The following is a 23,284-nucleotide window of genomic DNA, read 5'->3' as shown; positions in this document are numbered from 1 at the left end:
CTAGCCCTCGGCCGAGCCGAAGACGCGGGCGAAGATCGTGTCGACGTGCTTCGTATGATACCCGAGATCGAACTTCTCCCGGATCTCCGCCTCCGACAGGACCGCGCGGACATCCGCGTCCTCCAGAAGTTCGGTCTGGAAGTCGGCGCCCGCCTCCCAGACCTTCATCGCGTTGCGCTGCACCAGAGCGTAGGCGTCCTCCCGGCTGACCCCGACCTGGGTCAGGGCGAGCAGGACGCGCTGGCTCATCACCAGGCCGCGGAAGCGGTTCATATTGGCGAGCATGTTCTCGGGATAGACGACGAGCTTGTCGATCACCCCGGTGAGCCGCGCCAGCGCGAAATCGAGGGTGATGGTCGCGTCCGGTCCGATCATCCGCTCGACGCTCGAATGGCTGATGTCCCGCTCGTGCCAGAGCGCGACGTTCTCGAGCGCCGGCGTGACCGCGGAGCGCACCAGCCGGGCGAGGCCCGTCAGGTTCTCGGTGAGGACGGGGTTGCGCTTGTGCGGCATCGCCGAGGAGCCCTTCTGGCCCTTGGAGAAGAATTCCTCCGCCTCCAGCACCTCGGTCCGCTGCATGTGCCGGATCTCGGTCGCGATGTTCTCGACCGAGGAGGCGACGATGCCGAGCGCCGCGAAGAAGGCCGCGTGCCGGTCGCGGGGGATGACCTGCGTGCTGATCGGCTCGGGGTAGAGGCCCATCTTCTCGCAGACATAGGCCTCCACGGCCGGATCGATATTGGCGAAGGTGCCGACCGCGCCGGAGATGGCGCCGGTCGCGACCTCCGCCTTCGCGGTCTTCAGCCGTCGCAGGTTGCGATCCATCTCCGCGTAGAATCGCGCGAAGGTCAGGCCCATCGTCGTGGGTTCGGCGTGGATGCCGTGGCTGCGGCCGATGCGGACCGTGTCCTTGTGCTCGAGCGCCCGCCGCTTCAGCGCCGCGAGCAGCGCCTCTGTATCCGCGATGAGCAGGTCGGCCGCGCGGACGAGCTGCAGGTTGAACGTCGTGTCGAGCACGTCCGAGGACGTCATCCCCTGATGGACGAACCGCGCCGCGTCGGCGCCCACGATCTCCGACAGGTGCGTGAGGAAGGCGATCACGTCGTGCTTCGTCACCGCTTCGATCTCGTCGATGCGCGCCACGTCGAACTCGACGTCCTGCGCCTTCCAGACCGCCTCGGCGTTCTCGCGCGGGATCGTGCCCATCTCCGCCATCGCATCGCAGGCATGCGCCTCGATCTCGAACCAGATGCGGAACTTCGTCTCGGGGGACCAGATCGCGACCATCTCGGGCCGGGAATAGCGGGGGATCATGGCGGACCTTCTCAGTGAACGGGCGGCTGGCGACGCCGCCGCGGGCGTCATAGGATGCGGCAGCCGCCCCCGCAAGGAAGCCCGAATGACCCCAGCCTCCCGTCTCGCCGCGCTGGCCGGAACCTGGCGGACGCGGCGCGTGCTGCGGCACGCCGATGGAACCTGGGCGCGGTTCGAAGGCAAAAGCGTCTGGTTCCCCGACGGCGCGCTTCTGCGCTACGTGGAAGCGGGGACGCTCAGTCAGGGCGGGCAGAGGTTCATGGCCCGGCGGGAGACGCTCTGGCGGGCCTCTCCGGGTGGAATCGAAGTGCTGTTCGCGGATGGCCGGCCCTTCCACTGCATCACTGATGACGCCTGGGCCCGCCACGACTGCCCGCCCGACCTCTACTGGCTGCGCTACGATTTCCGGGCTTGGCCCCGCTGGTCGGTGCGCTGGCGCGTGACGGGGCCGCGCAAGGCATACCGGGCTCTGACGCGCTACGACCGGCCCGCAATTCCATGACCTCACCCGAGCGGGCAGGCCTCCCCGGTGTCACGCCAGATCGGCACGTTGAGCGACATCGCGCAGAGCGCCACGAAGGCCCGCCCGCCGACGGACAAACAGATCCGCTCCCCCATCTCCACGCGCCCGCCGGTCGAGTCGGTGCAGTAGCACTCGATCGTTCGCCCGGACGGGGCGGTCGTGTCCGCGACGGCGGGCAGGGCGGCAAGACAGAGCGCGAGCGCGAAGGGTCTCATCGACGGAACCTCCAGACCCTATCCTAGCAGAAAGGGCGGCCTTGACCTAGTCCCGCCCCGGCACCATCACGCCGCCATGACAGCACCCGCCATCCCCGAGGACCGCCTCGACCAGATCCTCGCCCGGTTCGACTATCTCGAGGCGCGGCTGAATGCCGGACCCTCGGCCGAAGAGATCGGCACGCTCACCCGGGAATACGCCGAGATGCGGGAAATCGCCGACCGCGTCCGCGCGTTCCGCGCGCTCGACGGGCAGATCGCAGAAGCCCGCGTGATGCTCGCCGATCCGGAGATGCGCGAACTGGCCGAGGCGGAGCTCGCCGAGCTCGAAGCGGCACGGGCGGCGGGGCAGGCGGCGCTGCAACTCGCGCTCTTGCCGAGGGACGAAGCCGATGCCCGTCCCGCGATCCTCGAGATCCGGCCCGGCACCGGCGGCGAGGAGGCCGCGCTATTCGCCGGCAATCTCGAGGCGATGTATCGCCGCTATGCCGAGGCGCGTGGCTGGCGCATGGAAACCGTCGAGCGTCAGGAGACCGATCTCGGCGGCATCCGCGAGCTCGTCGTCCGGATCGAGGGCGACAACGTCTTCGCCCGACTCAAGTTCGAGAGTGGCGTGCATCGCGTCCAGCGCGTCCCCGCGACCGAATCCGGCGGCCGCATCCACACTTCCGCCGCGACCGTCGCCGTCCTTCCCGAAGCGGAGGCCGTCGATATCGACATCCCCGCCGCCGACATCCGCATCGACACGATGCGCGCGAGCGGAGCGGGCGGACAGCACGTCAACACGACCGACTCGGCCGTGCGCATCACCCACCTGCCGACCGGCATGGTCGTCACCTCGTCGGAGAAGTCCCAGCACCGCAACCGCGAGATCGCGATGAACGTGCTGCGCGCCCGGCTCTACGAGGCGCAGCGCGCCGCCGCCGATGCCGAACGTGCCTCCGACCGCCGCGCGCAGGTCGGCAGCGGCGACCGCAGCGAGCGCATCCGCACCTACAACTTCCCCCAGGGCCGGATGACCGACCATCGGATCAACCTGACGCTCTACCGGCTCGACGCGGTGATGCAGGGCGATCTCGACGAGGTGATCGACGCGCTGACCGCGGACCTGCAGGCGCAGCTTCTGGCCGAGATGTCGGCGTGACCGAAGCCGAGGCGCGTGCGTCGCTGCGGGCGGCCGGCGTTCCCGACCCGGCCCGCGACGCGCAGGTGCTCGCCCGCGCCGCACCCGATGCAGGGACCTTCGCGGTCTGGATCGCGCGACGCTCGGCGCGGGAACCGGTCTCCCACATCCTCGGTCGTCGCGCCTTCTGGAACCATGAGTTCCGCGTGACGGCCGATGTCCTCGACCCCCGTCCGGAGACCGAGACGCTGGTCGAGCAGGCGCTCGCCGCCCCCTTCGACCGCGTCCTCGATCTCGGCACGGGCTCCGGCTGCATCCTCCTGTCCCTCCTCGCCGAACGCCCCGAGGCGTCCGGCCTCGGCACCGATCTGTCCGAGGCCGCGCTCGACGTCGCACGGGGCAACGCCGTGGCGCTCGGCCTCGCGGAACGCGCGGCCTTCCAGCAGGCCGACTGGCTGACGGGGATCGACGAGACCTTCGACCTCGTCGTCGCGAACCCGCCCTACATCGCCGCCGCGGAGATGCCCGGACTCGCACCCGAACTGCGCCGATGGGAACCCGGCCTCGCGCTCAGTCCCGGTGGCGACGGGCTCGACGCTTACCGGACGATCACGCGCGACGTGCCGGCGCATCTGGGCCCCGGCGGGCGGCTGATGGTCGAGATCGGCGCGACGCAGGCCGCGGCGGTGACGGCGCTCTTCGCGGCGGCGGGCCTGACGAATATCGGCGTCCATCCTGACCTCGACGGGCGGGATCGCGTGGTTTCCGGCGAAAAAGCGGCGATGTGACGAGAATCGGCTTGTAACTCCTCGCCCGGGCACCCATAACCGACAGGCATCCAGCGGTTGACGGGCTCCGGCCCGCCCCCGGACGCGACGCCCGACCGATACCGGACCATGACGACCCGCGGGGCGGGTCCGGTTCCCGGCCATGAGACGCCCCCTGCAGATGACCAGCGGAACCTCCCACGCATGAGAAGCAGCAAGTCCCGTTCGCGGAACAAGAATCGCAATCGTCCCCAGGGCGGAAACATCGTCAATCGTGTCTTCGACAGTTCCGGACCCGAGGGAAAGGTCCGGGGCACGCCGGCGCAGGTGATCGAGAAGTACAACCAGCTCGCCCGCGACGCGCAGCTCTCCGGCGACCGTGTCGCGCTCGAGAACTTCCAGCAGCATGCCGAGCACTACACCCGCATGCTCGCCGCCGCCCAGAAGGAGATGGACGCCCGCCAGCAGAATCAGCAGGGCAACCAGCAGGGCGGCAATCAGCAGGCGAACCAGCACGGCGGCAACCAGCAGGGCGGCAACCAGAACGACCGGCAGGGATCGTCGCAGGGCGGCCAGCCAAGCCAGACCGACCGGCAGAACGACCGCCAGCCCGTCGAGGCGCAAAGCGCCGACCGTCAATCCGAGGCGCGCAGGGACGACGAGCGCGCGCCGCGTGCCGATACGCGCGAGAACGCCAGGACGGAACGGCAGGCCATCCAGTCGGACGTCGCGCCCGCGGACACGCCGACCGAGGAGGCAGCGCCGGCCCCGAGCGAGCCGCGCAATCGGCGAAAGCCGGGTCGGCCGCGCAAGACTCAGCCACCCGCGGAACCGGCGAACGCCGCCGACGTCATCGATACGCCGGGCGCCGAGACCGGTCCGGTCGAAACCCCGGAATCCCAAGCCGTCGAGGAGGCGCCGAAGCCCGAGAAGCCGAAGCGCGGCCGGCCGCGGAAGAAGGCCCCCGCTGCCGAAGCACCGGCTGCCGAGGGGGAGACCCCGAGCGCGGCGACGTCGGACAGCTAGGCTTCAGCCGAGCGTCCGGGCGAGCGCGCACCAACCCTCGATCGGCACCTGCTCGGCCCGCTCGGTCGGGTCCAGTCCGGCGGCGCGCAGCCGATCCTCGATATCCGGCGCCAGCCCCTTCAGCGCGGCGCGCAGCATCTTGCGACGCTGGTTGAACCCCTTGGCCACCATGCGCTCCAGCACGTCCGCGTCGGCCGGGAACCGTGGTTCGGGTAGCGCGGTCAGGTGGATCACGGCGGAGGCGACCTTCGGCGGCGGGGCGAAGGCCTCGGGCGGCAGCGTCAGCACGATCCGCACCTCCGACCGCCATTGCGCCAGAACGGCAAGCCGCCCGTAGGCCTTGGAACCCGGCGCGGCGACGATGCGCTCCGCCACTTCCTTCTGGAACATCAGGGTCAGGCTCTCCCAGGCCGGCGGCCAGTCCCGCGGCGTGAGCCAGCGCACGAGAAGTTCGGTCCCGATATTGTAGGGCAGGTTCGCGACGACGCGCCACGGCCGGTCGAGCCGGGCGGTGACGTCCACGTCGAGCGCGTCGCCGGACAGGACCTCGAGCCGCCCGGGATAGGCCGCCGCGATTTCCGCCAAAGCGGGCAGGCAGCGTTCGTCCTTTTCCACCGCGAGCACCCGGCGCGCGCCTTCGGCCAGAAGGCCGCGCGTCAGACCGCCCGGACCCGGACCCACCTCCAGCACGGAAGCGCCGGCGAGCGGCCCCGAGGCGCGGGCGATCCGCGAGGTCAGGTTGAGGTCGAGCAGGAAGTTCTGTCCCATCGACTTCTTCGCCCGAAGCCCGTGCGCGGCGATCACGTCGCGCAGCGGCGGCAGGTCGTCGATCCGGCTCATGTCCGAACCCGCGACCGGCCGCCCGGAGCCGGCGGATCGCTGTGAGTACTTATACCAAGAAGAGGCCTCGTCTTCTTCCTGGCCCGAATACTCATTGTACGGCGGCCTCGCGGGAAAGCCGTTCCTGGCGTCGCCCCGCCATGTCCCACGCCATCCGCAGCGCCGCGACCATCGACGTCGGGTCGGCGCGCCCGCTGCCGGCGATGTCGAAGGCGGTGCCGTGATCGGGCGAAGTCCGGATGAACGGCAGGCCGAGCGTCACGTTGACGCCGCCCGCGAAGTCGATCGTCTTGATCGGGATGAGCGCCTGATCATGATACATGGCGACGGCGGCGTCGTAGGTCGTCCGCGCACCGGCATGGAACATCGTGTCGGCGGGGAACGGGCCGACGCAGCCGAGCTCGGGGGCGAGCCGCGCCACCAGCGCCGCGATCCAGTCCGTTTCCTCCCGCCCCATCGTGCCGCCCTCGCCGGCATGCGGGTTCAGTCCGGCAACGGCGATGCGCGGCCTCTCGACGCCGAAATCACGGCGCAACCCGGCATGGGTGACGCGAAGGACCGTCTCGAGCAAGTCCGGCGTCAGGCAGGCGGGCACGTCCGCGAGCGCGACATGGATGGTCGCGGGCACGACCCGCAGCTCGGGGCAGGCCAGCATCATCACCACGTCCGCGCCACCGGCCAGTGCGGCGAGGTACTCGGTATGCCCGGGATAAGCGAAGGCCGCCCCGTCCTTGAGCGCCTTCTTGTGGATCGGCGCCGTCACGATCCCGCCGGCCTCGCCGGCCTTCGCAAGGTCCACTGCCTGCGCGATGGCGGAGATCACGCCTTCCGCCTGCGCGGGATCGGGACGACCGGGCCGGGCGGGGCCGGGGATGTCATGCGGGAGGATGCAGAGCGCGTCCGTGCCGGCCTCCGCGACGGACGCGACGATCCGCGTCGCGACGCCGAAGCCCGCGAAGTGATCGGGATTGCCGATCACGACGAATGGCAGGTCAGGGACCAATGCGCGCGCCTTGGCGACGACCTCCGGCCCGATCCCCGCAGGCTCGCCGCAGGTCACGACGAGCGGAGCGGGCCCGTCAGCGGATGACGACGGCATCGGCGCGGAGCTCGGCGAGATAGCCGTCGGCAAGGTCTGTCAGGCGCTGGCTCAGGATCTGCTGGCCGATCCGCTCGAACGCCCCCTCCGGCACCGTCGCGTTCCGGCTGCACAACATCACGAAGCGCAGGTGGTCGCCGCGCGTGAGCAGGGTGGACACCTCCCCCGGATCGAGCTTTGCGAGCTCCTGACGCAGATCCGCCGGCAATGTCTCGGGCGCGGCGTCCTGCCGGGTGAGCGTACCCTCCGGCGCGTTCCGGGCCTCCCCGTAAAGATCGTCGCAGACATCGACCCGGGCACGGAGCTCGGCGGCCGCGCGAAGCGCCGTCTCGCTGCGCCCGCCGGGGATCAGATACTCGGCGTAATCCACGCGCTCGATCGCGGGGGCGGCCGCCTGATCGTCGAGATCGCGGAGCAGGAACAGGCCGAAGAAGGTACCCAGATTGATCGGCTCGGTCACCTCGCCGGGCGCGAGCGTGAGCACCTGGCTCGCGATCGGCGGGGCCAGACCGGCCAGCGGAAGCCAGTCGATCCGTCCGCCGGTCCGGGCCGAGCTGGCCCGGGAATAGGTCCGCGCCGCCTCCTCGAAGGCGGCCTGCCCGCGCAGACTGGCCGCAAGCCGCTCCGCCAGGGCTTCCACTTCGGCGCGGTTCTCGGGCGTGTAGGGAAGCGCGATCTCCGACAGCAGGACGCGGATCTCGCCCTGCGGACCGCGATCGACGATGCGCTGCACCTCGCGGTCCTGCGGGCGGGCGAGGTCGCCGAACCGGGCCTGGACGAGGCGGCGCCAGTAGAGGCCGTTGCGCACGAAATCCCGGAACGTCTCGGGGGCGACGCCTGCGCCACCGAGCTCGGCGACGAACGCATCGGACGACAGGTCCGCCCGGGCGGCGAACTCGGTCATGCCCTCGGCAACCTCCTCCTCGGACAGGTCGATCCCCGCGAGCCGGGCCGCCTGCACCTGCAATGCCTCGTCCACCAGCGTATCGGTCACGCTGGCCCGATCGGTGTCGGGCGAGCCGAGGAGCGACAGGAACTGCGACCGCTGATCGACGTCGTAATTGGTCACGGCAATCCCGTTCACGGTCGCGGCCGCGGCGAAGGGTTGCTGCGCGGCGCCGGGGCCGGCTGCCGTCCATAGGGCGACCAGCATCGCCGTCAGAAGTCTCGTCATCGCCCGCTCCCTCAAATGCCGCAGCGCCGCCGTCTCGTGCGGTCGCCATCCGCGCCGAACCCCGCCAGATCCACGCCGAATCCGAACCGGGTGGACGTGTCCAGATCGTCGTTCGAGGTGAAACGCCGCTCCACGTCGAACGCCACGGTCACGCAATCCGACCGGTAGGTCAGCCCGAACCCGGCGCGGCTGGCCTCGTTCGTGACGGCTTCATATCGCCAGTTCACCCGGCCCGTCCAGTCGCGGGTCAGGTCGTAGGCCGCGTCCAGCTCCCATTCGGAGGTGGCGTCCGGCCGGCCGGCGGTCGCGTCTTCCTCGAGCCAGGTATAGCGCGTCTCGAGCAGGTATCTCGCGCCCTGCCAGCCGAGGATCGTCTCGGATTGGGTGAAGTCGAGGGCGTCGTCGAAAAGCGCCCGGCTCTCGACGCCGAAGCGGTCGCCGTCTTCGGCGGAGATCGCAAGGAGCCAGTCGGACGCCGTGCCGTCGAGCCCCGTCCCGTCGCGGAACGGTTCGTTGTCGCGGTCGCGCCAGACCCGGCCGAGCGTCGCCCCCGTCTGCCAGCCCGACGGGTCGAACCGGGTGTAGCTCAACCCGACGTTCAGCCGGTTGCCGAGCTCGCGGCGGTCGCGTCCGGCGAAGCGGGAGACGGCGAACAGGTTCCCCTCGTCGAATTCGGGCGTCAGGCTGTCCTCGTCGGGCGTGCGCTTCACGTCGCTCGGCACGAACAGGGCCTGCGCCACCGGCTCGAACACGTGGCGCGCGCCGGACCGGGACCCCTTGCCGAGCGGCAGGCGCAGTTCCAGTCCGGCATGCGGCACGACGCGGGCGAAGGTCGTGTCGTCCGCGAAGTCGGGATCCTGGCGAACCGAATAGGCGTCGAGGTCGAGCCCGGCGAGCCCGGTCAGGACGAGCCCTTCCGGGGTGATGTGCGTGCGTTGCCAAGCGAGCGCGGCCGACATCCGCTCGACGTCCCGCGCCGCGTCGTCCGGCCCGCCCTCGGGCACGGTGCTGGCCTTGCGCCGCCGGGCATGGGCCTGAAGCGTCCAGACCAGATCGCCCCCGAGCACGGCGCGGGGCTCCCGCCGCTGTCGCTCGATCGTGATGACGGGCGTCGGCTGGAACCGGTTCCGTTCCCCTTCGCGCAGCGTGTCGAAGGTGATGATCTCGGCGAGGAGCCGGTCCTCCCGGTCGATCCGGGTGATCGCGGCCCGGCTGTCGAGCCGGTCCTTCTCGGTGATGTCGTAGTTCAGCAGGTAATTGTCGTCGGACACGCCCTCGAGGTCGAATTCCAGCCGGTAGTCGCGGGGCAGGTCGAAGACCCCTTCGGCGAAGACGTAGCCGCGCGTCTCGCCCGGCCGCACCTCGTCGCGCGAGACGGCACCGGTGACGACGAGGTTCCCCGCATCGAAGGCCTGCCGGTAACGGAAGCCCAGGCTGCGCGTCTCCTGGTTGGTCACGAAGGGCCGCAGCGTCAGATCCCGCGAGGGGCCGAGCGTGATGAAGTAGGGGACCTCGATGCCCGTCCCGAGCAGGTCGTCGGCGGAGAAGCGCGGTGCGAGCACGCCGGTCGTCCGTTCGAGCGTCGGGTCGGGCAGGCGGAGCCGGGGGAACCACGCGACGGGCACGCCGGCGACCTCGAAGCGGGCGTTCTCGAAATAGAGCTGCCGTTCCTCGCGGTCGTGGACGACGCGGCGGGCGCGGATCTGCCAGATCGGCACCGGATAGGCGGCGCAGACCTCGCAGGAGGAGGCGACGGTCTGGTAGAGCTGCGTGTAGCGCCCTTCGGCCCCGGTCGCGACCTCGGTCGCGGCGATCTGGAGCTGCTGGTCGAGGACGAGGCGCGCGCCCGCGACGACCGAGCCGCGCAGGTCGGCGCCGAGTTCGGCGTAATCGGCCACGAGGATGCGGTCCGGCCCGTCGAGGAGGGTGAGCGGCCCCTCAACCGTGATCCGGTCCGTGCTGCGGTCGTAGGTCACCCGCCGGGCGCGCAGGACGCGGCCCTGCGCGAAGATCTCGACATTGCCCTCGGCCGTCAGCGTCGCCGCGTCGAAGGCGATGCGGTCGGCGACCAGCGTCGCCGGGCCGTCCTGCGCCAGTGCGTCCTGCGACAGTCCGGCGAACGGCAGGCAGGCGAGGATCGCGAGAAGCAGCCAGCGCATCATCCGTCCTCCAGAAACAGGATGATCCCGACGGACAGCAGGATCGCGGCGACCGGCGGCGCCCAGGCCGCGAGCATGACCGGCAGCTGCCCGTTCTCGCCAAGGACCTGCGCGAAGTTGCGCAGGAAGAAGATGCCGAAGCCGAGCAATAGCGCCGAGAGGACCATGACCCCCGTCCGTCCCGCCCGAACCTGCCGCATCGAGAAGGCCGCGCCGATCAGGACCATCGCCGTCAGCATCAGCGGGTTGGCGAGCTCGGTCTGCAGCCAGACGCGGTGGGTGAGGCCCGAGAACCCGGCCGCGTCGAGCTGCGCGATGAAGCCCGGCAGCTGGAAGATGGGGATCGAGGAGGGCACGCCAAAGCTGTCGCGGATCTGCGCACGGGTGAGCGATGAGGGTGTCGTGGCCTGAAGCTTTACCCGGGCGTCGCGCTCGGGGTTGTCCGAGGTGCCCAGCGGCCAGGTCTTGGCGTTCCGCAAGAGCCATTCGCCGTCCGACAGGGCCGCGCGCTCGGCGTCGATCCGCTCCACCGGGGAGCCTTCGGCGTCGAAGGCGATGAAGGTCGCCTCGAACAACACGGTCCCGTCGAGCGATGCGCGCCCGGCCCGGATCACCGTCTGCCCCGCCCCGTCGCCCTGCCGCAGCCAGACGCCTTCCTCGCTGACCGACAGCACGCTGCTGATGCCGGTGCGGAATCCGGCAATCTCGCGCTCGTAGGCGGTCTGCGTGGCGGCGACGATCGGGTTGACGATCGCCAGCGCCGCGGCCCCGAGGAGGAGCGCCGTCGCCGCCGGCGCGGCCGCCGCCCGGAGGGCCGAGCGTCCCGCCGCCCGGATCACCACGAGCTCCGAGGAGCGCGACAGCGACAGGAACAGCGCCAGCGTCGACAGGATCACGATCAGCGGCAGGATCTGGTAGAGCGCTGCCGGCAGGTTGAGCGCCGCGAGGCGCAGCCCGTCGCCGATCCCCGCGCCGTCGTCGCTCAGGCGGCGCAGCTGCTCCATCAGGTCGATCGGCACCAGCAGCCCGGTGAAGACCAGCGACACGATCAGCACGAGCCACAGGAACCGCCGCGCGATGTAGTATTGCAGCGTCACGCGGGCACCCCCCGTGGCCGGATCAGGCGCGGTCCGTACGTGCTGCGCCAGACCAGCGCCGCGCCGAGGGCGACCGTCAGGAACGCCGGCACATACAGCATCCACCAGAGTTCCGCATCGTCGCGGGCGGTCGTCTCCGCGACGTTGCCGAGCATCCTCAGCAGGATCGCCGCGACGACGGCGCCGAGGATCTGTCGCCACAGGCCAAGCCGCGAATACCCGCCCAGCATCAGGCAGCCGAGCGCCAAGAGCGGCAGCCCGAAGGCGAAGATCGCCTCGGTGACGCGCACGTGCCCCTCGGCGCGCAGCTCGGCCACATCCGCGCGCGTCACCGCCTGCGTCGCCGCGTCCGCCCGCAGCAGCGCCGCCGTCGGCATCTCCCGCGGGTCGCGCCGGCGGGCATCGCTTTCGCCGCCGGCGAGCCCCGCGAGGTCGTAGGCGAAATCGTCGAAGGTCGTCACGACGAGGCTGCGCGTCTCCACCTCGAGTGTCTGCGCCATGCCGTCGAACATCACGAGCCGCGTCTGCCCGTCCACCCGCACGAGGAAGGCGCGCTCCGCGGTGTAGGAGGTGCGGACCGCGGGGCTGCGCCGGTCCTGCAGGAACAGGCCCAGAAGCTCCCCCTCCGGCGTCACGGCCCGGACATAGACTGTCACGCCGCGCCCGGGATGCAGGAACTCGCCCTCCTTCAGGAACCGCGCGGTGACGTCCTGCGACAGCGCCTCGCCCCGCTCGGCCAGCGCGGTGCGCGACAGCGGTACGAGGACGTGTCCCAGCACCGACACCATCGCCGCGACCGCGAGCCCGAAGATCAGCACCGGCCGCGCGAGCCGCCAGGGCGAGATCCCCGTCGTCTGCGCCACCACCATCTCGCTGTCCGTCGAAAGCCGGTTGAGCCCGTAGAGCGTCGCCACGAGCGCCGAGACCGGCAGGACGGCGTGGATCACGTTGGGCAGGGCGAGCGCGGTGAACTCGAGGAAGGTCAGCACGTTCGAGCCGCCCGCGATCAGGCGGTCGAACAGGCCGATCGCCCGATTGACCCAGTAGACCGCGACGAGGACGAGGCTGAAGAACCCGAAATAGGCCAGGAGCTGTCCCGCGAGATATCGGTCGAAAAGTGTCAACGGGCCCCCGGATGCCGCCCCTGCCATTCTCGCCGGGCGCAGGTGCGAGTTTCCTAGCGGGGTTGGCGCGATGCATCAAACCTTGATCTCGCGCATCGGCTGGAATGTCCCGGGTCGCGGGCATAGGGTCACACCGAACGCCATGTCGAACATGCCAGCCCCCAGCCGAGGATGCCCATGACCACGCCCGCCACAGTCAACTTCGCCCCGACCGATCTCGACGCGCTCGCCTCCGCCGAGGGGGTGATCGCCTGCATCGTGCCCGAAGGCGGCAAGCTCGGCACCGAGGCGCGGCGTCTGAACCGTCTCACCAAGGGCGCGGTGCAGCGCGCCGTCGAGTCGGAGGCGTTCGGCAAGCTGTCCGACGGCGACATGCTCGATCTGGGCTTTCCCGCCGGGCTCGCCGCCAGTGCGGTCGCCATCCTGCGCCTCGGCCCCCGCCCGGACCCGAAGGACGCGCGCAAGGCCGGCGCGGCGCTGGCGCGGCTGCGCGCGAAGCGCCCGCTCACGATCCTCGGCGGCGGACACCGGCGGCTGACCGACATCGCGCTCGGCGCGACGCTGCGCGGCTATGCCTTCGACGCGCACAAGACGTCGAAGGACGGGGAGGGGGACGACCCGTCCGCGCCGGCCCCGATCACCGTGATGGCCACGAAGCCCGAGGAGGCGGAGGCCGCCTTCGCCGATGCCCGCGCCGTGGCCGAGGGCGTGTTCCTGACCCGCGACCTGGTGAACGAGCCCGCCAACGTCCTGACCACGACGGAATTCGCCGAGCGCCTGAAGAAGCTTGGCGAGCTCGGCGTCGAGGTGGAGGTGCTCGACGAGGCGGAGCTCGAGCGGCTCGGCATGCGCACGCTCCTCGCCGTGGGGCAGGGCTCGGAGAGCCCGTCCTACGTCGTCGTCATGCGCTGGAACGGTGGCGGCGAGGAGAACCCGCTCGCCCTCGTCGGCAAGGGCGTCGTCTTCGACACCGGCGGCATCAGCCTCAAGCCCGCCGCCGGCATGGAGGACATGACGATGGACATGGGCGGCGCCGGCACGGTCGCGGGCGTCATGCACGCCATCGCCGCCCGCAAGGCCCGCGCCAACGTGGTGGGCCTCGTCGGCCTCGTCGAGAACATGCCGGACGGACGGGCGCAGCGGCCGGGCGACGTCGTGACCTCGATGAAGGGCGACACGGTGGAGGTCATCAACACCGACGCCGAGGGCCGCCTCGTCCTGTGCGACGTGATGTGGTACACGCAGGAGCGGTTCGAACCCGCGGGCATGATCGACCTCGCCACGCTGACCGGCGCCATCATCATCGGCCTCGGCCACGAGAATGCGGGCGTCTTCTCCAACCACGACGCCTTTGCCGACGCGTTCCTCGCCGCCGCGAAGAACGCGGGCGAGGGGGCGTGGCGCATGCCGCTCGGCAAGGGCTACGACGAAATGCTGAAATCCCGCGTCGCCGACGTGAAGAACGTCGGCGGGCGGCCCGCGGGCTCGATCACCGCGGCGCAGTTCCTCAAGCGCTTCGTCAAGGACGAGACGCCGTGGATCCATCTCGACATCGCCGGCGTGGCCTCCCTCAAGTCGGCCTCCGACCTCGCGCCCGCCGGCGCGACCGGCTGGGGCGTGCGGGCGCTCGACCGGCTGATCCGCGACGGCTACGAGAAGGGCGATGGGTGAGGTCTATTTCTACCACCTGACCCGCAACCCGGTCGAGACGACGCTCGCCACGCTTCTCGCCCGCGCGCTCGCGCAGGGCTGGCGGATCGCCGTCCGGGGGCGGGAGCGGGCGCGGCTCGAACGCCTCGACGCGCGGCTCTGGGAGGGGCCGCCCGAATCCTTCCTGCCGCACGGGCTCGCCGGCGGACCGCACGATGCGCGGCAGCCGATCCTGCTCACGACGGGGGCGGGCGCGAACCGGCCGGACTGCCTGATGTCCGTCGACGGCGCCGAGGTCGCGGCGAGCGAACTGCCCGACCTCAAGCGCGCCTGCATCCTCTTCGACGGCTTCGACGGCGCGGCGCTGGGCCGCGCGCGCGAGCAGTGGAAGATCCTCACCGACCGGGGCTGCGCCGCGCGCTACTGGTCGGAGGAGTCGGGCAAATGGGCGGAGAAGGCGTCGAAGAACGTCTCGTAAGTCGTTTAAGCTCTGGGAAAATTCGCACCCTTTCCAAAAGTATTCCCAAAGGGTCTGAGATCGAGAGGGCAGCCCCCGGCCGCGGGTGGGGGCAAAGCCCCCGCGCATGGGGGCGGTCGGGGGTTGCCCGACGTCCCGTCGGGCGGAACGTTCAATTGCAAGGCGTCGTCCGCTGTGCGACGGATCAAGTCTGCCACCGGCTCCCGCGCCACCGGTTCCTCAACAGCCCGTCACCGCACCAGCTGCAAATGCCCGTCCTCGATCACGATGCGCCCGAAATGCTGCAGGTAGCTCATCCCGAGCAGGCTCTGGAACAGGTCGCCCTCGGTCACCACGGCGCGCACGTCGCGGTCGGTGAGATCGCCGAGCCTGACCTCCTCCAGCGTCACGTCGGCCGTGCCCACCGTGCCGTTCGCCGTATAGGCCTGTCCGTAGAAGCGCAGCTCCGCCGGATCGAACCCGACGCGCGCCGCGTCGTCGCGGCTGAGCACCAGATCGGACGCCCCGGTATCGACGACGAAATCAACCGGCTCCCCGTTGACGGCCAGCCGCATGTAGTAATGCCCGTCGCGGCTCTGCGGCACGTCGATCACCACGCCCTGCTCGTTCGACACGATGCTCTGCCGCGGCAGGGCGGCGCGTTGCACCGCGTCCCAGTTGCCGAAGACGAGGACGGCGCCGACGAAGATGAAGAACCAGATCGCCGCCTGCTGCATCGCCTGGCTGAGCCGCCCGCGGAACCCGAACAGGACCGAGCCAAGGAGCACCACGCCGAGAAGCGTCAGGTAGAAGAGCTGTGCGGTATCGTCGCCGGTCATGCCGGATATCTAGGCATGGCCGCCGGATTTACCACTCACGGATTTGCCAGCCTCTTGCGTCGGTGCCGCCACGCGGCCCCGCTCACACCATGAAATCGTAGCTGCTGTCATCGGTCACGAAGTTCCGGGCCGTGAGGTCGGTGCGTCCGCCGAAATCCAGCACCGGCCGGTCGGACCAGTAGAGGATCCCCGCGCGGTTATCCATCGTCCAAGCGTTCGTATACGGATCGTCCGCGTTCTTCTTGGCGAAGACCAGGTCGGCGGCCCCGATATCGGCGATCAGGACCGTGTCGCGACGGGTGTTGAAGTCGAGGACCTGCCCTTGCCCCGCGATCGCGTAGAGGTTGCTCGTCACGACGATCGTGTCCTTGCCCGACCCGGTGGCGATCGTGTCGATGGCCTGCTGTCCGATGGACCCGTTGACGGCCAGGATCGTGTCGTCCCCGGAGCCGGCCAGGATCCGTTCGGACGCGACCCTGCCGCCGAAGATGAAGTCGTCGCCCTTGCCGCCCTTGATCCGCGCGCCGTGGGCGGACTGGCTGAGCATCACGGTATCGTCGCCGGCCCCGAGATCGATCCTGATGGACCCGAATCCGGAATTGATCGTGTCGGTCCGGAACACGTCGTCGCCGCCCTTCAGGTTGACGTTCAGCGACCGCATGTCGTGAACCTTGAGGTAATTGTCGAGGACGACCATCTCGTCGCGCGCCGAACCGACGATCCGCCCCGTTTCGGAGTGAAAGCCGATCTCGTAGGCGCTCTGCTCGACCGAGACCGTCCGCGTGCCGAACTGGCCGAGCTTGATCTTCGAGGTGTGGACGTCGATCTCGAAGGCGATCGTGTCGATCCCCTTGCCGCCGTTGTAGGTGATGTCGTTGCGGCTGAAACTTGGCCCGGAGGCATCGATGTCGAACCTGATCCCGCCGAGGTGGTCGTCTCCGCCGCCGCCGAGGAACTTGTCGCCGCGACCGAAGGCGTGGAAGACGAAGGCGTCATCTCCGGCCTTGCCGTAGAGGATCTCGTTCTTCCGGCTCGACGCCGTCAACGTATCGTCGAAACGGGTTCCACGCACTTTGGGCATAATCAACTCTCACGTCCTGGAATGCGGGTCTTCTGCATCGAAACCGACGCGTTACCAAACGTTTCTTTCCATGACGCGGCGTTAGCCCGCGCCCGAAATCCCGGCGAGCCCGTCGAGTACGAACTGCACCGCGAGCGCGGCGAGCAGCATGCCGAGAAGGCGGGTCACGACGTTGATGCCCGTGGGCTTCAAAAGCCGCTCCATCGGCGCGGCGAGCTCGAACAGGACGAAGACGACGGCGATCACCGTGAGCATCACGCCGATCGCCTGCGCCGCACCGAGCGGTGCCGCCTCGTCGGTGAGCAGGATCATCGTCGCGATCGCGCCCGGCCCGGCGATGAGCGGGATCGCGAGGGGGAAGACCGACGGGTCGCTGACCAGCCCCTCCGCCTGACCCTCGCGCCGCTGGGTGCGCTTCTCGAACAGCATCTCGAGCGCGGTCAAAAACAGCAGCAGGCCGCCCGCGATCCGGAAGGCGGGCATCGAGATGCCGAGGAAGGCGAGCACCGCTTCGCCCGCGAGCGCGAACAGGATGAGGATGGCCGCACCGACGACGCAGGCACGGATCGCCATGCCCCGGCGGGCGCGCCGCGACATCCCGGCGGTCAGCGCGACGAAGATCGGGGCGAGCCCGATCGGGTCGATGATGACGAAGAGCGCGGTGAACGCGGTGACGAGCTCGGTCGGCGTCATGGCCGCGTCCCACAGCCGTAACACAGCCGTAACACGGCCGTAACACGCGGGTCACACGCCGGGCGGCTCACGCCTCCGCCTTCTCCAGGTTCTCCATCACGTTCATCCAGATCGCCTCCGCCCGGTCGGCCGCCTCCATCACCTCGGCGTATTTCTTGTTCCACGTCTCCAGTTCGTTCGTCCGGCCCTCTTCGTACAATTGCGGATCGGCGAGCTTCTTGGCGAGCTTGTTGCGCATCTCGTCGATCTTCTTCACCCGGGCCTCCGCCTTGCGCGCCTCGGATCGAAGCTCGAGGATGCGGTCGCGGCTGACCGGCACCACTTTCTTCTTTTCCTTTTCGGACTTTGCGGGCCGTTCCTCACCCTGCAGCAACATCTTGCGATACTGCTCCAGATCGCCGTCATAGGGTCCGACCGTCCCGCCCTTTACCAGCCAGAGCCGGTCGGCGACGAGGCTGAGGAGGTGCATGTCGTGGCTCACCAGCACGACCGCGCCGGTATAGGCGGTCAACGCCTCCACCAGCGCCTCCCGGCTCTCGATGTCGAGGTGGTTCGTCGGCTCGTCGAGGATCAGCATGTGCGGCGCGTCGAGCGTCGCCAGCAGCAGCGACAGCCGCGCCTTCTGCCCCCCGGACAACCTGCCCACGAGCGTGTCGGCCTGATCGACGCCGAGCCCGAAGGAGGCCAGCCGCGCGCGCAGCTTCGGCGGCGCGTCGTCGGGACGCTCCCGCCGGATGTGGTCGAGCGGCGTCTCGTCCACGTGCAGCTCATCCACCTGATGCTGCGCGAAGTAGCCGACGCGCAGTTTGCCCGAGGCGATCTTGCTGCCCCCGCAGGCCTGAAGCTTGTCTGCCAACAATTTGGAGAACGTGGATTTTCCCTCGCCGTTGCGTCCCAGCAGCGCGATCCGGTCGTCCTGGTCGATCCGCACGTTGAGACGTTTCAGTACCGGATCGCCCCCGTAGCCCACGGCCGCGCTCTCGAGGCGGACGATGGGGGGCGACAACTCCTCGGGGGCAGGAAAGGTGAACACCACGCGCGCCGCGTCCTCGGGCGCGGTGATCGTCTCCATCCGTTCCAGCATCTTCACGCGCGACTGCGCCTGCTTGGCCTTCGACGCCTTGGCCTTGAAGCGGTCGACGAAGCTCTGCAGGTGCTTGCGCCGCGCCTCCTGCTTGGCGGCCTCTGCGGCGAGCCCGGCGCGTTTCTCGGCCCGCATCCGCACGAAGCTGTCGTAGGGGCCGGTGTAGTAGGTCAGCCCCTTGTCCTCGAGATGCAGGATGCCGCCGACCGCGCGGTTCAGGAGGCCCCGGTCGTGGCTGATGATGATGACGGTATGCGGGTATCGCGCGAGGTAGCTCTCGAGCCAGAGCGCGCCTTCGAGGTCGAGATAGTTCGTCGGCTCGTCGAGGAGCAGCAGGTCGGGCTCGGCGAAGAGAACGCCGGCCAGCGCCACGCGCATCCGCCAGCCGCCGCTATAGGCCGAGCAGGGGCGCGATTGCTCGTCAACCTCGAAGCCCAACCCCTTGAGAATGCTGGAGGCGCGCGCCTCGCCGGACCAGGCATCGATGTCCTGCAGCCGGGTCTGGATCTCGGCGATGCGTGTCGGGTCGGTAGCCGTCTCCGCTTCCGCCATCAGGCTCGCACGTTCGGTATCGGCGTCGAGCACGGTCTGCAGGACGGTCGTCTCCGAAGACGGAACCTCCTGCGCGACACCGCCGATCCGGGCGCGGGACGGTAGGCCGATCTCGCCCGCATCCGGCGCGAGCTCGCCCCGGATCAGGCGGAACAGCGTCGTCTTGCCGGTGCCGTTTCGCCCCACCAGGCCAACCTTGTGGCCTTCGGGAATGGTGGCGCTCGCGCCGTCGAAGAGGGGACGGCCCGCGACGGAATAGGACAGGTCTGTGATCTGCAGCATGGCGGAGCCCATGCGGGGCCTCCGCCCCCTTGTCAACATGCGGTTCCCTTCGTCCGGCGGCGCTGGTAGAGGCCCGCCGGACATTCACGCACGGAGCATACGCATGGCCCTCGAACGCACCTTCTCGATCATCAAGCCCGACGCCACGCGGCGCAATCTGACGGGCGCCATCACCGCCAAGCTCGAAGAGGCCGGCCTGCGCGTGGTCGCCTCCAAGCGCATCCACCTGACGAAGGCGCAGGCTGGCACGTTCTACGAAGTCCACAAGGAGCGTCCGTTCTACGACGAGCTCTGCGAGTTCATGTCGTCCGAGCCGATCGTGGTGCAGGTCCTCGAGGGCGAGGACGCCATCGCGAAGAACCGCGAGGTGATGGGCGCGACCAATCCCGAGGAGGCCGACGCCGGCACGATCCGCAAGGAATTCGCCCTTTCGATCGGCGAGAACTCGGTGCATGGCTCGGACGGACCGGATACGGCGAAGGACGAGATCGCGTACTTCTTCTCGGGCCTCGAACTCGTCGGCTGAATCGCGCGTGGACCAGGAACGGTCAACAAACTGTTAACGCGATTCGATTTCTTTCCGGTCGGGAACGCGGAACCCGGCACTTTGCAGTGTGTTCAGCCCTGCAAGAGGAGCCGTGCGATGACCGATTCAGCGTCGCCGCCTCGTATGGCGGCAGCTATCATGACCGTTCGAAGAGCGGCCGGCAGCGAGGGTTCGCGCCTGCCGGTGGCCGGCACGATCCGGCGGCTGAAACGTGTCCAGTCGGTCGCCTGCGATGCGGTGCACCGGATCGACGTGGATCGCGTGGCCGATCGCGACGTCGCCCTGCTCGTTACGTGGCACGACACGTTGATGGTCCTTCTGGCCGGGCTGGCCGACATGCTTCGGGATCGCAACGCGCGGTCCCGTCCGGAGGTCACCGTTACGACGGCGCTGCGCAGCGAACTTCGTGACCTGACGCAGGGGACGGGTCTGGTCGCCGTGATCGCCGACGGCAGACGATTGCTCGGTGCGATCGACGCGACGGTGGAGGTCATCCGCTGCCCGGCCGACCGCCGGATGCTCCTGCTGGCGCGCGACGCGGTCGAGGAGATCGTCGAAGACGCGCAAGAGCGCCGCTGCGGCTGAGCCGATTGCGTCGGGACGGGCGCTCGCGTACCGCCCGCGCATGCCCGAAACCCTCGCCCGACATCTCTACAGGACCATCGTGCTGGGTCTGCCGCTGGTGGGCAGTCAGGTGGCGCAGATCCTCATCGGCCTGACCGACACGCTGATGCTCGGGCGCTATTCGGTCGAGGCGTTGGCCGCGGGCACGATGGGGCACACGTTCTTCTTCTCGCTCTTTGTTCTCGGCTCGGGATTCGCGGTCGCCTGCATGCCGATGGCCGCCAGCGCGCTCGGTCAGGGGGACGAAGTCTCGGTCCGGCGGGTCGCGCGGATGGGAATCTGGCTCTCGACCCTGACCGCGCTGGCGATGCTGCCGGCCTTCCTGTTCTCGGAGGCGATCCTGCTGGCGCTCGGGCAGAACGCGCAGGTCGCCGGCGACGGGCAGGCCTATCTGCGGATCGCCGGCTGGGGGATGCTGCCGGCGTTGCTGACGGCCACGTTCCGCAGCCATCTCTCGGTGCTCGAACACACCCGGATCGTGCTCTGGGCGACGCTCGCGGCCGTGGCGCTGAACGTGGGCGTTAACTGGCTGCTGATCTTCGGCAATCTGGGCCTTCCGGAGCTCGGCATCCGCGGCGCCGCGATCGCCTCGGTCGCGGTGCAGACGCTGTCGGTCGCGGTCCTCGCGATATACGCCGCGCGCGGGCCGGGCATGGCGCGGTTCGACCTGTTCCGGAACCTGCACCGGCCCGACTGGCCGATCTTCGGCGCGATCTTCCGTATGGGCTGGCCGATCGGGCTGACGCATGTCTCCGAGTCCGGCCTGTTCGCGGCTTCGGCGCTGATGATGGGGGCGCTCGGGACGGTGGCGCTCGCGGCGCACGGCATCGCCATCGGGATCGCCGCACTGACCTTCATGGTGCATATGGGCCTGAGCCAAGCCGCGACGGTGCGGGTCGGACGCGCCTGGGGGCAGGGGGACGCGACGGGATTGCGCCGCGCCGCGGTCGCCGCGCTCCTGCTGTCGGGGGGCGCGGTGTTTCTCGCCATCCTGCTCTATCTCGGTGCGGGCGGAGCGCTGGTCGATCTGTTCCTCGACGCGGACGACGCGGACGCGCCCGTGATCCGCACGCTCGGCATCCGGCTCCTGATGCTGGCCGCATTGTTTCAGCTCGTCGATGCCGGACAGGTCATGGCATTGGGGCTGCTGCGTGGGGTGCAGGACACGCGTCGGCCGATGGTCTACGCGATCGGTGCCTATTGGGGTCTCGGCATCCCGGCGAGCTACCTGCTCGGCTTCCCGCTCGGACTCGGCCCGGAGGGGGTGTGGCTCGGCCTGGTCGTCGGGCTCGCGGCCGCGACGGTGATGCTCATGGCGCGCTTCGCCCGGCTGACGACGGGCGTGCCGCTCACATCGCGAAGCTGACCCCGCAGCCGCAGCTCGACGCGGCGTTCGGGTTGTCGATCGTGAACCGCGCGCCGATCAGCTCCTCGGTGAAGTCGATCACCGCGTTGGACAGGAACGGCAGAGACACCTCGTCCACCACGACCTTCTCGCCGGAACTCTCGAGGATCAGATCGCCCTCGGCCGGCGCGTCGAGCTCGATCTGGTACTGGAAGCCCGAACAGCCGCCGCCCTCGACCGCGACGCGGAGCGCCTTGCCCTGACCGGCGGCGCCGATTTCCGACAGGCGCTCGAAGGCGCGGGGGGTGACCTTGGGGGGCAGCGCGAGATCCATGGGTGAGCCTCCGAGGCACGTGCATCTTCGTTACGATGGGATATATGGGCGGCTGAGCCGCCTGCCAAGAGAGGCCCCGTGCCGTCTGCCACCGTCCCGTTCGCCTGCGACCCCGCCGCGACCCGCGGCCGGCTTCACCCGGAGGCGGAGAGCGCGTTCCGCTCTCCGTTCCAGCGCGACCGCGACCGGATCATCCATGCGAGCGCGTTCCGGCGATTGAAGCACAAGACGCAGGTCTTCATCGAGCACGAGGGCGACTACTTCCGCACCCGGCTCACCCATTCCATCGAGGTCGCGCAGGTGGCGCGCACGATCGCCAAGCATCTGGGCCTCGACATCGAGCTGACAGAGGCGGTGGCACTGGCGCACGATCTGGGCCATCCGCCCTTCGGCCATACCGGCGAGGACGCGCTCGGACGGCTGATGGCGCCCTATGGGGGGTTCGACCACAACGCGCAGGCGATCCGCATCGTCACCCGGCTGGAGCGGCACTACGCCGAATGGGACGGGCTGAACCTGACCTGGGAGACGCTGGAGGGGATCGCCAAGCACAACGGCCCCGTCCTGCCACCGGTCCCCTACGCGCTCGCCGAATACGACGCCGTGCACGGGCTGGAGCTCGAGACGCATGCCAGCGCGGAGGCGCAGGTCGCGGCACTGTCCGACGACATCGCCTACAATAACCACGACCTGCACGACGGCTTGCGGGCCGAGCTGTTCTCGACGGACGAGCTGGCCGAGCTGCCGATCCTGCGGGATTGCTTCGCGGAGGTGGACGCGACCTATCCCGGGCTGAACTACTACCGCCGCCGGCACGAGGCGCTGCGCCGCTTCTTCGGCGTGCTGGTCGAGGACGTGATCGCCGTGACGGAGGCGAACCTGCGTGACCTCGACCCGCGCTCGCCCGAGGACATCCGCCATGCGGGCCGCATGATGGCGCAGTTCACGCCGGCGCTCTGGTCCGACCTGAAGGTGATCCGCCGGTTCCTGTTCGAGCGGATGTACCGCGCCCCTTCCGTCGTGGTCGTCCGCAGGGAGGTGACGCGGGTGATCGAGGAGCTGTTCCCGTTCTTCCTGACCCATCCCGAGGAACTGCCCAAGCAGTGGCGCAAGGACGTGGCCGAGGCGGCGGACGAGGTGGCGCTGGCGCGGATCGTGTCGGACTACATCGCCGGCATGACCGACCGCTTCGCGCTGCAGAGCCACGACAGGCTGATCGGGGGCGTGCAGGACGCGCTGCGCGAGCGGGCGGCCCGCTCGTCGTAACGCCGCGCAGCCCGTCCACCGGCCGCGTTGATCCCGCCCCGCGCCTTCATTAAGGAAGCGGAGCCTCGA

23 protein-coding genes are annotated in these 23,284 nt (G+C 69.6%); 10 read left to right on the top strand and 13 right to left on the bottom strand.

Translation table 11 applies throughout. The annotated features are described in order from the left end of the window. On the bottom strand, nt 1-1,314 hold the full coding sequence (gene purB / locus Q1A87_RS03310) for an adenylosuccinate lyase (RefSeq protein WP_299647011.1): 1,314 nt from the start codon (nt 1,312-1,314) through the stop codon (nt 1-3). 85 nt (nt 1,315-1,399) lie between these two features. Between purB and Q1A87_RS03305 the strand changes: the two genes are divergently transcribed. After that, the gene (locus Q1A87_RS03305; protein WP_299647009.1) at nt 1,400-1,816 is read left to right on the top strand and encodes a DUF6314 family protein; all 417 of its coding nucleotides are present in this window, start codon (nt 1,400-1,402) and stop codon (nt 1,814-1,816) included. 2 nt (nt 1,817-1,818) lie between these two features. Here Q1A87_RS03305 and Q1A87_RS03300 read toward each other — a convergent pair whose 3' ends face one another. Beyond that, entirely contained in the window at nt 1,819-2,052 is a 234-nt protein-coding gene (locus Q1A87_RS03300; RefSeq protein ID WP_299647007.1) for a hypothetical protein, read from the bottom strand. A 76-nt stretch (nt 2,053-2,128) separates the two neighbouring features. On the opposite strand from Q1A87_RS03300, the gene prfA reads away from it, so the two are divergent. The 3 genes from prfA to Q1A87_RS03285 all read left to right on the top strand — a co-directional run bounded on the left by prfA (nt 2,129) and on the right by Q1A87_RS03285 (nt 4,968). Next, nucleotides 2,129-3,196, top strand: a complete 1,068-nt coding sequence (prfA, locus tag Q1A87_RS03295; protein ID WP_299647005.1) for a peptide chain release factor 1 — start codon at nt 2,129-2,131, stop codon at nt 3,194-3,196. Then, nucleotides 3,193-3,963, top strand: coding sequence for a peptide chain release factor N(5)-glutamine methyltransferase (gene prmC / locus Q1A87_RS03290; RefSeq protein WP_299647003.1), 771 nt, complete (start codon nt 3,193-3,195; stop codon nt 3,961-3,963). The genes prfA and prmC overlap by 4 nt, the downstream gene beginning before the upstream one ends. Nucleotides 3,964-4,146: 183 nt before the next feature. Continuing rightward, nucleotides 4,147-4,968: a DUF4167 domain-containing protein gene (locus Q1A87_RS03285; protein ID WP_299647001.1), complete on the top strand. Its 822-nt coding sequence runs from the start codon at nt 4,147-4,149 to the stop codon at nt 4,966-4,968. Between the two features lie 3 nt (nt 4,969-4,971). On the opposite strand, the gene rsmA is transcribed toward Q1A87_RS03285, so the two are convergent. The 6 genes from rsmA to lptF all read right to left on the bottom strand — a co-directional run bounded on the left by rsmA (nt 4,972) and on the right by lptF (nt 12,461). After that, a complete protein-coding gene (gene rsmA / locus Q1A87_RS03280; RefSeq protein WP_299646999.1) occupies nt 4,972-5,808 on the bottom strand; it encodes a 16S rRNA (adenine(1518)-N(6)/adenine(1519)-N(6))-dimethyltransferase RsmA in 837 nt (278 codons plus the stop codon). Nucleotides 5,809-5,899: 91 nt separating this feature from the next. Then, nucleotides 5,900-6,907, bottom strand: a complete 1,008-nt coding sequence (gene pdxA, locus Q1A87_RS03275; RefSeq protein ID WP_299646997.1) for a 4-hydroxythreonine-4-phosphate dehydrogenase PdxA — start codon at nt 6,905-6,907, stop codon at nt 5,900-5,902. Beyond that, nucleotides 6,888-8,081, bottom strand: a complete 1,194-nt coding sequence (locus Q1A87_RS03270) for a peptidylprolyl isomerase (protein WP_299646995.1) — start codon at nt 8,079-8,081, stop codon at nt 6,888-6,890. The genes pdxA and Q1A87_RS03270 overlap by 20 nt, the downstream gene beginning before the upstream one ends. An 11-nt stretch (nt 8,082-8,092) precedes the next feature. Then, a complete protein-coding gene (lptD, locus tag Q1A87_RS03265) occupies nt 8,093-10,240 on the bottom strand; it encodes an LPS assembly protein LptD (protein WP_299646993.1) in 2,148 nt (715 codons plus the stop codon). Then, nucleotides 10,240-11,337 (bottom strand): LPS export ABC transporter permease LptG, encoded by a 1,098-nt coding sequence (gene lptG / locus Q1A87_RS03260; RefSeq protein WP_299646991.1) that lies wholly within the window; start codon nt 11,335-11,337, stop codon nt 10,240-10,242. Before lptG ends, lptD begins: the two co-directional genes overlap by 1 nt. After that, entirely contained in the window at nt 11,334-12,461 is a 1,128-nt protein-coding gene (gene lptF / locus Q1A87_RS03255; RefSeq protein WP_299646989.1) for an LPS export ABC transporter permease LptF, read from the bottom strand. Before lptF ends, lptG begins: the two co-directional genes overlap by 4 nt. 177 nt (nt 12,462-12,638) lie before the next feature. Here lptF and Q1A87_RS03250 point away from each other — a divergent pair, with 177 nt between their 5' ends. After that, nucleotides 12,639-14,132, top strand: a complete 1,494-nt coding sequence (locus Q1A87_RS03250) for a leucyl aminopeptidase (RefSeq protein WP_299646987.1) — start codon at nt 12,639-12,641, stop codon at nt 14,130-14,132. After that, the gene (locus Q1A87_RS03245; protein ID WP_299646985.1) at nt 14,125-14,589 is read left to right on the top strand and encodes a DNA polymerase III subunit chi; all 465 of its coding nucleotides are present in this window, start codon (nt 14,125-14,127) and stop codon (nt 14,587-14,589) included. Before Q1A87_RS03250 ends, Q1A87_RS03245 begins: the two co-directional genes overlap by 8 nt. A 230-nt stretch (nt 14,590-14,819) precedes the next feature. Here the strand turns inward: Q1A87_RS03245 and Q1A87_RS03240 are convergent, their stop codons facing one another. The 4 genes from Q1A87_RS03240 to Q1A87_RS03225 form a co-directional block, all read right to left on the bottom strand. Continuing rightward, on the bottom strand, nt 14,820-15,407 hold the full coding sequence (locus Q1A87_RS03240; RefSeq protein WP_299646983.1) for a TIGR02281 family clan AA aspartic protease: 588 nt from the start codon (nt 15,405-15,407) through the stop codon (nt 14,820-14,822). A gap of 82 nt (nt 15,408-15,489) precedes the next feature. Next, the gene (locus Q1A87_RS03235; protein ID WP_299646981.1) at nt 15,490-16,494 is read right to left on the bottom strand and encodes a hypothetical protein; all 1,005 of its coding nucleotides are present in this window, start codon (nt 16,492-16,494) and stop codon (nt 15,490-15,492) included. Nucleotides 16,495-16,569: 75 nt separating this feature from the next. Continuing rightward, on the bottom strand, nt 16,570-17,181 hold the full coding sequence (locus tag Q1A87_RS03230) for a MarC family protein (protein WP_299646979.1): 612 nt from the start codon (nt 17,179-17,181) through the stop codon (nt 16,570-16,572). Nucleotides 17,182-17,248: 67 nt separating this feature from the next. Next, entirely contained in the window at nt 17,249-19,099 is a 1,851-nt protein-coding gene (locus tag Q1A87_RS03225; RefSeq protein ID WP_299647116.1) for an ABC-F family ATP-binding cassette domain-containing protein, read from the bottom strand. A gap of 103 nt (nt 19,100-19,202) precedes the next feature. On the opposite strand from Q1A87_RS03225, the gene ndk reads away from it, so the two are divergent. The 3 genes from ndk (at nt 19,203) to Q1A87_RS03210 (ending at nt 21,636) form a co-directional block, all read left to right on the top strand. Beyond that, nucleotides 19,203-19,625: a nucleoside-diphosphate kinase gene (ndk, locus tag Q1A87_RS03220; RefSeq protein ID WP_299646977.1), complete on the top strand. Its 423-nt coding sequence runs from the start codon at nt 19,203-19,205 to the stop codon at nt 19,623-19,625. Nucleotides 19,626-19,784: 159 nt separating this feature from the next. Continuing rightward, nucleotides 19,785-20,231, top strand: coding sequence for a hypothetical protein (locus Q1A87_RS03215; RefSeq protein ID WP_299646975.1), 447 nt, complete (start codon nt 19,785-19,787; stop codon nt 20,229-20,231). A 40-nt stretch (nt 20,232-20,271) separates the two neighbouring features. Continuing rightward, nucleotides 20,272-21,636 (top strand): MATE family efflux transporter, encoded by a 1,365-nt coding sequence (locus Q1A87_RS03210; protein ID WP_299646973.1) that lies wholly within the window; start codon nt 20,272-20,274, stop codon nt 21,634-21,636. Here the strand turns inward: Q1A87_RS03210 and Q1A87_RS03205 are convergent. Further along, entirely contained in the window at nt 21,620-21,949 is a 330-nt protein-coding gene (locus Q1A87_RS03205; protein WP_299646971.1) for an iron-sulfur cluster assembly accessory protein, read from the bottom strand. The genes Q1A87_RS03210 and Q1A87_RS03205 overlap by 17 nt on opposite strands. A gap of 78 nt (nt 21,950-22,027) precedes the next feature. Between Q1A87_RS03205 and Q1A87_RS03200 the strand changes: the two genes are divergently transcribed. Next, nucleotides 22,028-23,215, top strand: coding sequence for a deoxyguanosinetriphosphate triphosphohydrolase (locus Q1A87_RS03200; RefSeq protein WP_299646969.1), 1,188 nt, complete (start codon nt 22,028-22,030; stop codon nt 23,213-23,215). Nucleotides 23,216-23,284 lie beyond the last annotated feature (69 nt).

Origin of the sequence: uncultured Jannaschia sp., assembly GCF_947494055.1 — a bacterium.
Lineage (GTDB): Bacteria > Pseudomonadota > Alphaproteobacteria > Rhodobacterales > Rhodobacteraceae > Jannaschia.
This window is presented reverse-complemented; position numbering and strand designations above follow the sequence as displayed.

Excerpts from the sequence above, each read along its gene's own strand:
- Q1A87_RS03270 (WP_299646995.1), bottom strand. The coding sequence starts at position 8,081 with ATGACGAGACTTCTGACGGCGATGCTGGTCGCCCTATGGACGGCAGCC.
- Q1A87_RS03230 (WP_299646979.1), bottom strand. The coding sequence starts at position 17,181 with ATGACGCCGACCGAGCTCGTCACCGCGTTCACCGCGCTCTTCGTCATC.
- lptD (WP_299646993.1), bottom strand. The coding sequence starts at position 10,240 with ATGCGCTGGCTGCTTCTCGCGATCCTCGCCTGCCTGCCGTTCGCCGGA.
- Q1A87_RS03205 (WP_299646971.1), bottom strand. The coding sequence starts at position 21,949 with ATGGATCTCGCGCTGCCCCCCAAGGTCACCCCCCGCGCCTTCGAGCGC.
- Q1A87_RS03245 (WP_299646985.1), top strand. The coding sequence starts at position 14,125 with ATGGGTGAGGTCTATTTCTACCACCTGACCCGCAACCCGGTCGAGACG.
- Q1A87_RS03210 (WP_299646973.1), top strand. The coding sequence starts at position 20,272 with ATGCCCGAAACCCTCGCCCGACATCTCTACAGGACCATCGTGCTGGGT.
- Q1A87_RS03240 (WP_299646983.1), bottom strand. The coding sequence starts at position 15,407 with ATGACCGGCGACGATACCGCACAGCTCTTCTACCTGACGCTTCTCGGC.
- Q1A87_RS03225 (WP_299647116.1), bottom strand. The coding sequence starts at position 19,099 with ATGCTGCAGATCACAGACCTGTCCTATTCCGTCGCGGGCCGTCCCCTC.
- Q1A87_RS03250 (WP_299646987.1), top strand. The coding sequence starts at position 12,639 with ATGACCACGCCCGCCACAGTCAACTTCGCCCCGACCGATCTCGACGCG.
- purB (WP_299647011.1), bottom strand. The coding sequence starts at position 1,314 with ATGATCCCCCGCTATTCCCGGCCCGAGATGGTCGCGATCTGGTCCCCC.
- Q1A87_RS03300 (WP_299647007.1), bottom strand. The coding sequence starts at position 2,052 with ATGAGACCCTTCGCGCTCGCGCTCTGTCTTGCCGCCCTGCCCGCCGTC.
- ndk (WP_299646977.1), top strand. The coding sequence starts at position 19,203 with ATGGCCCTCGAACGCACCTTCTCGATCATCAAGCCCGACGCCACGCGG.
- pdxA (WP_299646997.1), bottom strand. The coding sequence starts at position 6,907 with ATGCCGTCGTCATCCGCTGACGGGCCCGCTCCGCTCGTCGTGACCTGC.
- Q1A87_RS03305 (WP_299647009.1), top strand. The coding sequence starts at position 1,400 with ATGACCCCAGCCTCCCGTCTCGCCGCGCTGGCCGGAACCTGGCGGACG.
- Q1A87_RS03215 (WP_299646975.1), top strand. The coding sequence starts at position 19,785 with ATGACCGTTCGAAGAGCGGCCGGCAGCGAGGGTTCGCGCCTGCCGGTG.
- rsmA (WP_299646999.1), bottom strand. The coding sequence starts at position 5,808 with ATGAGCCGGATCGACGACCTGCCGCCGCTGCGCGACGTGATCGCCGCG.
- prfA (WP_299647005.1), top strand. The coding sequence starts at position 2,129 with ATGACAGCACCCGCCATCCCCGAGGACCGCCTCGACCAGATCCTCGCC.
- Q1A87_RS03285 (WP_299647001.1), top strand. The coding sequence starts at position 4,147 with ATGAGAAGCAGCAAGTCCCGTTCGCGGAACAAGAATCGCAATCGTCCC.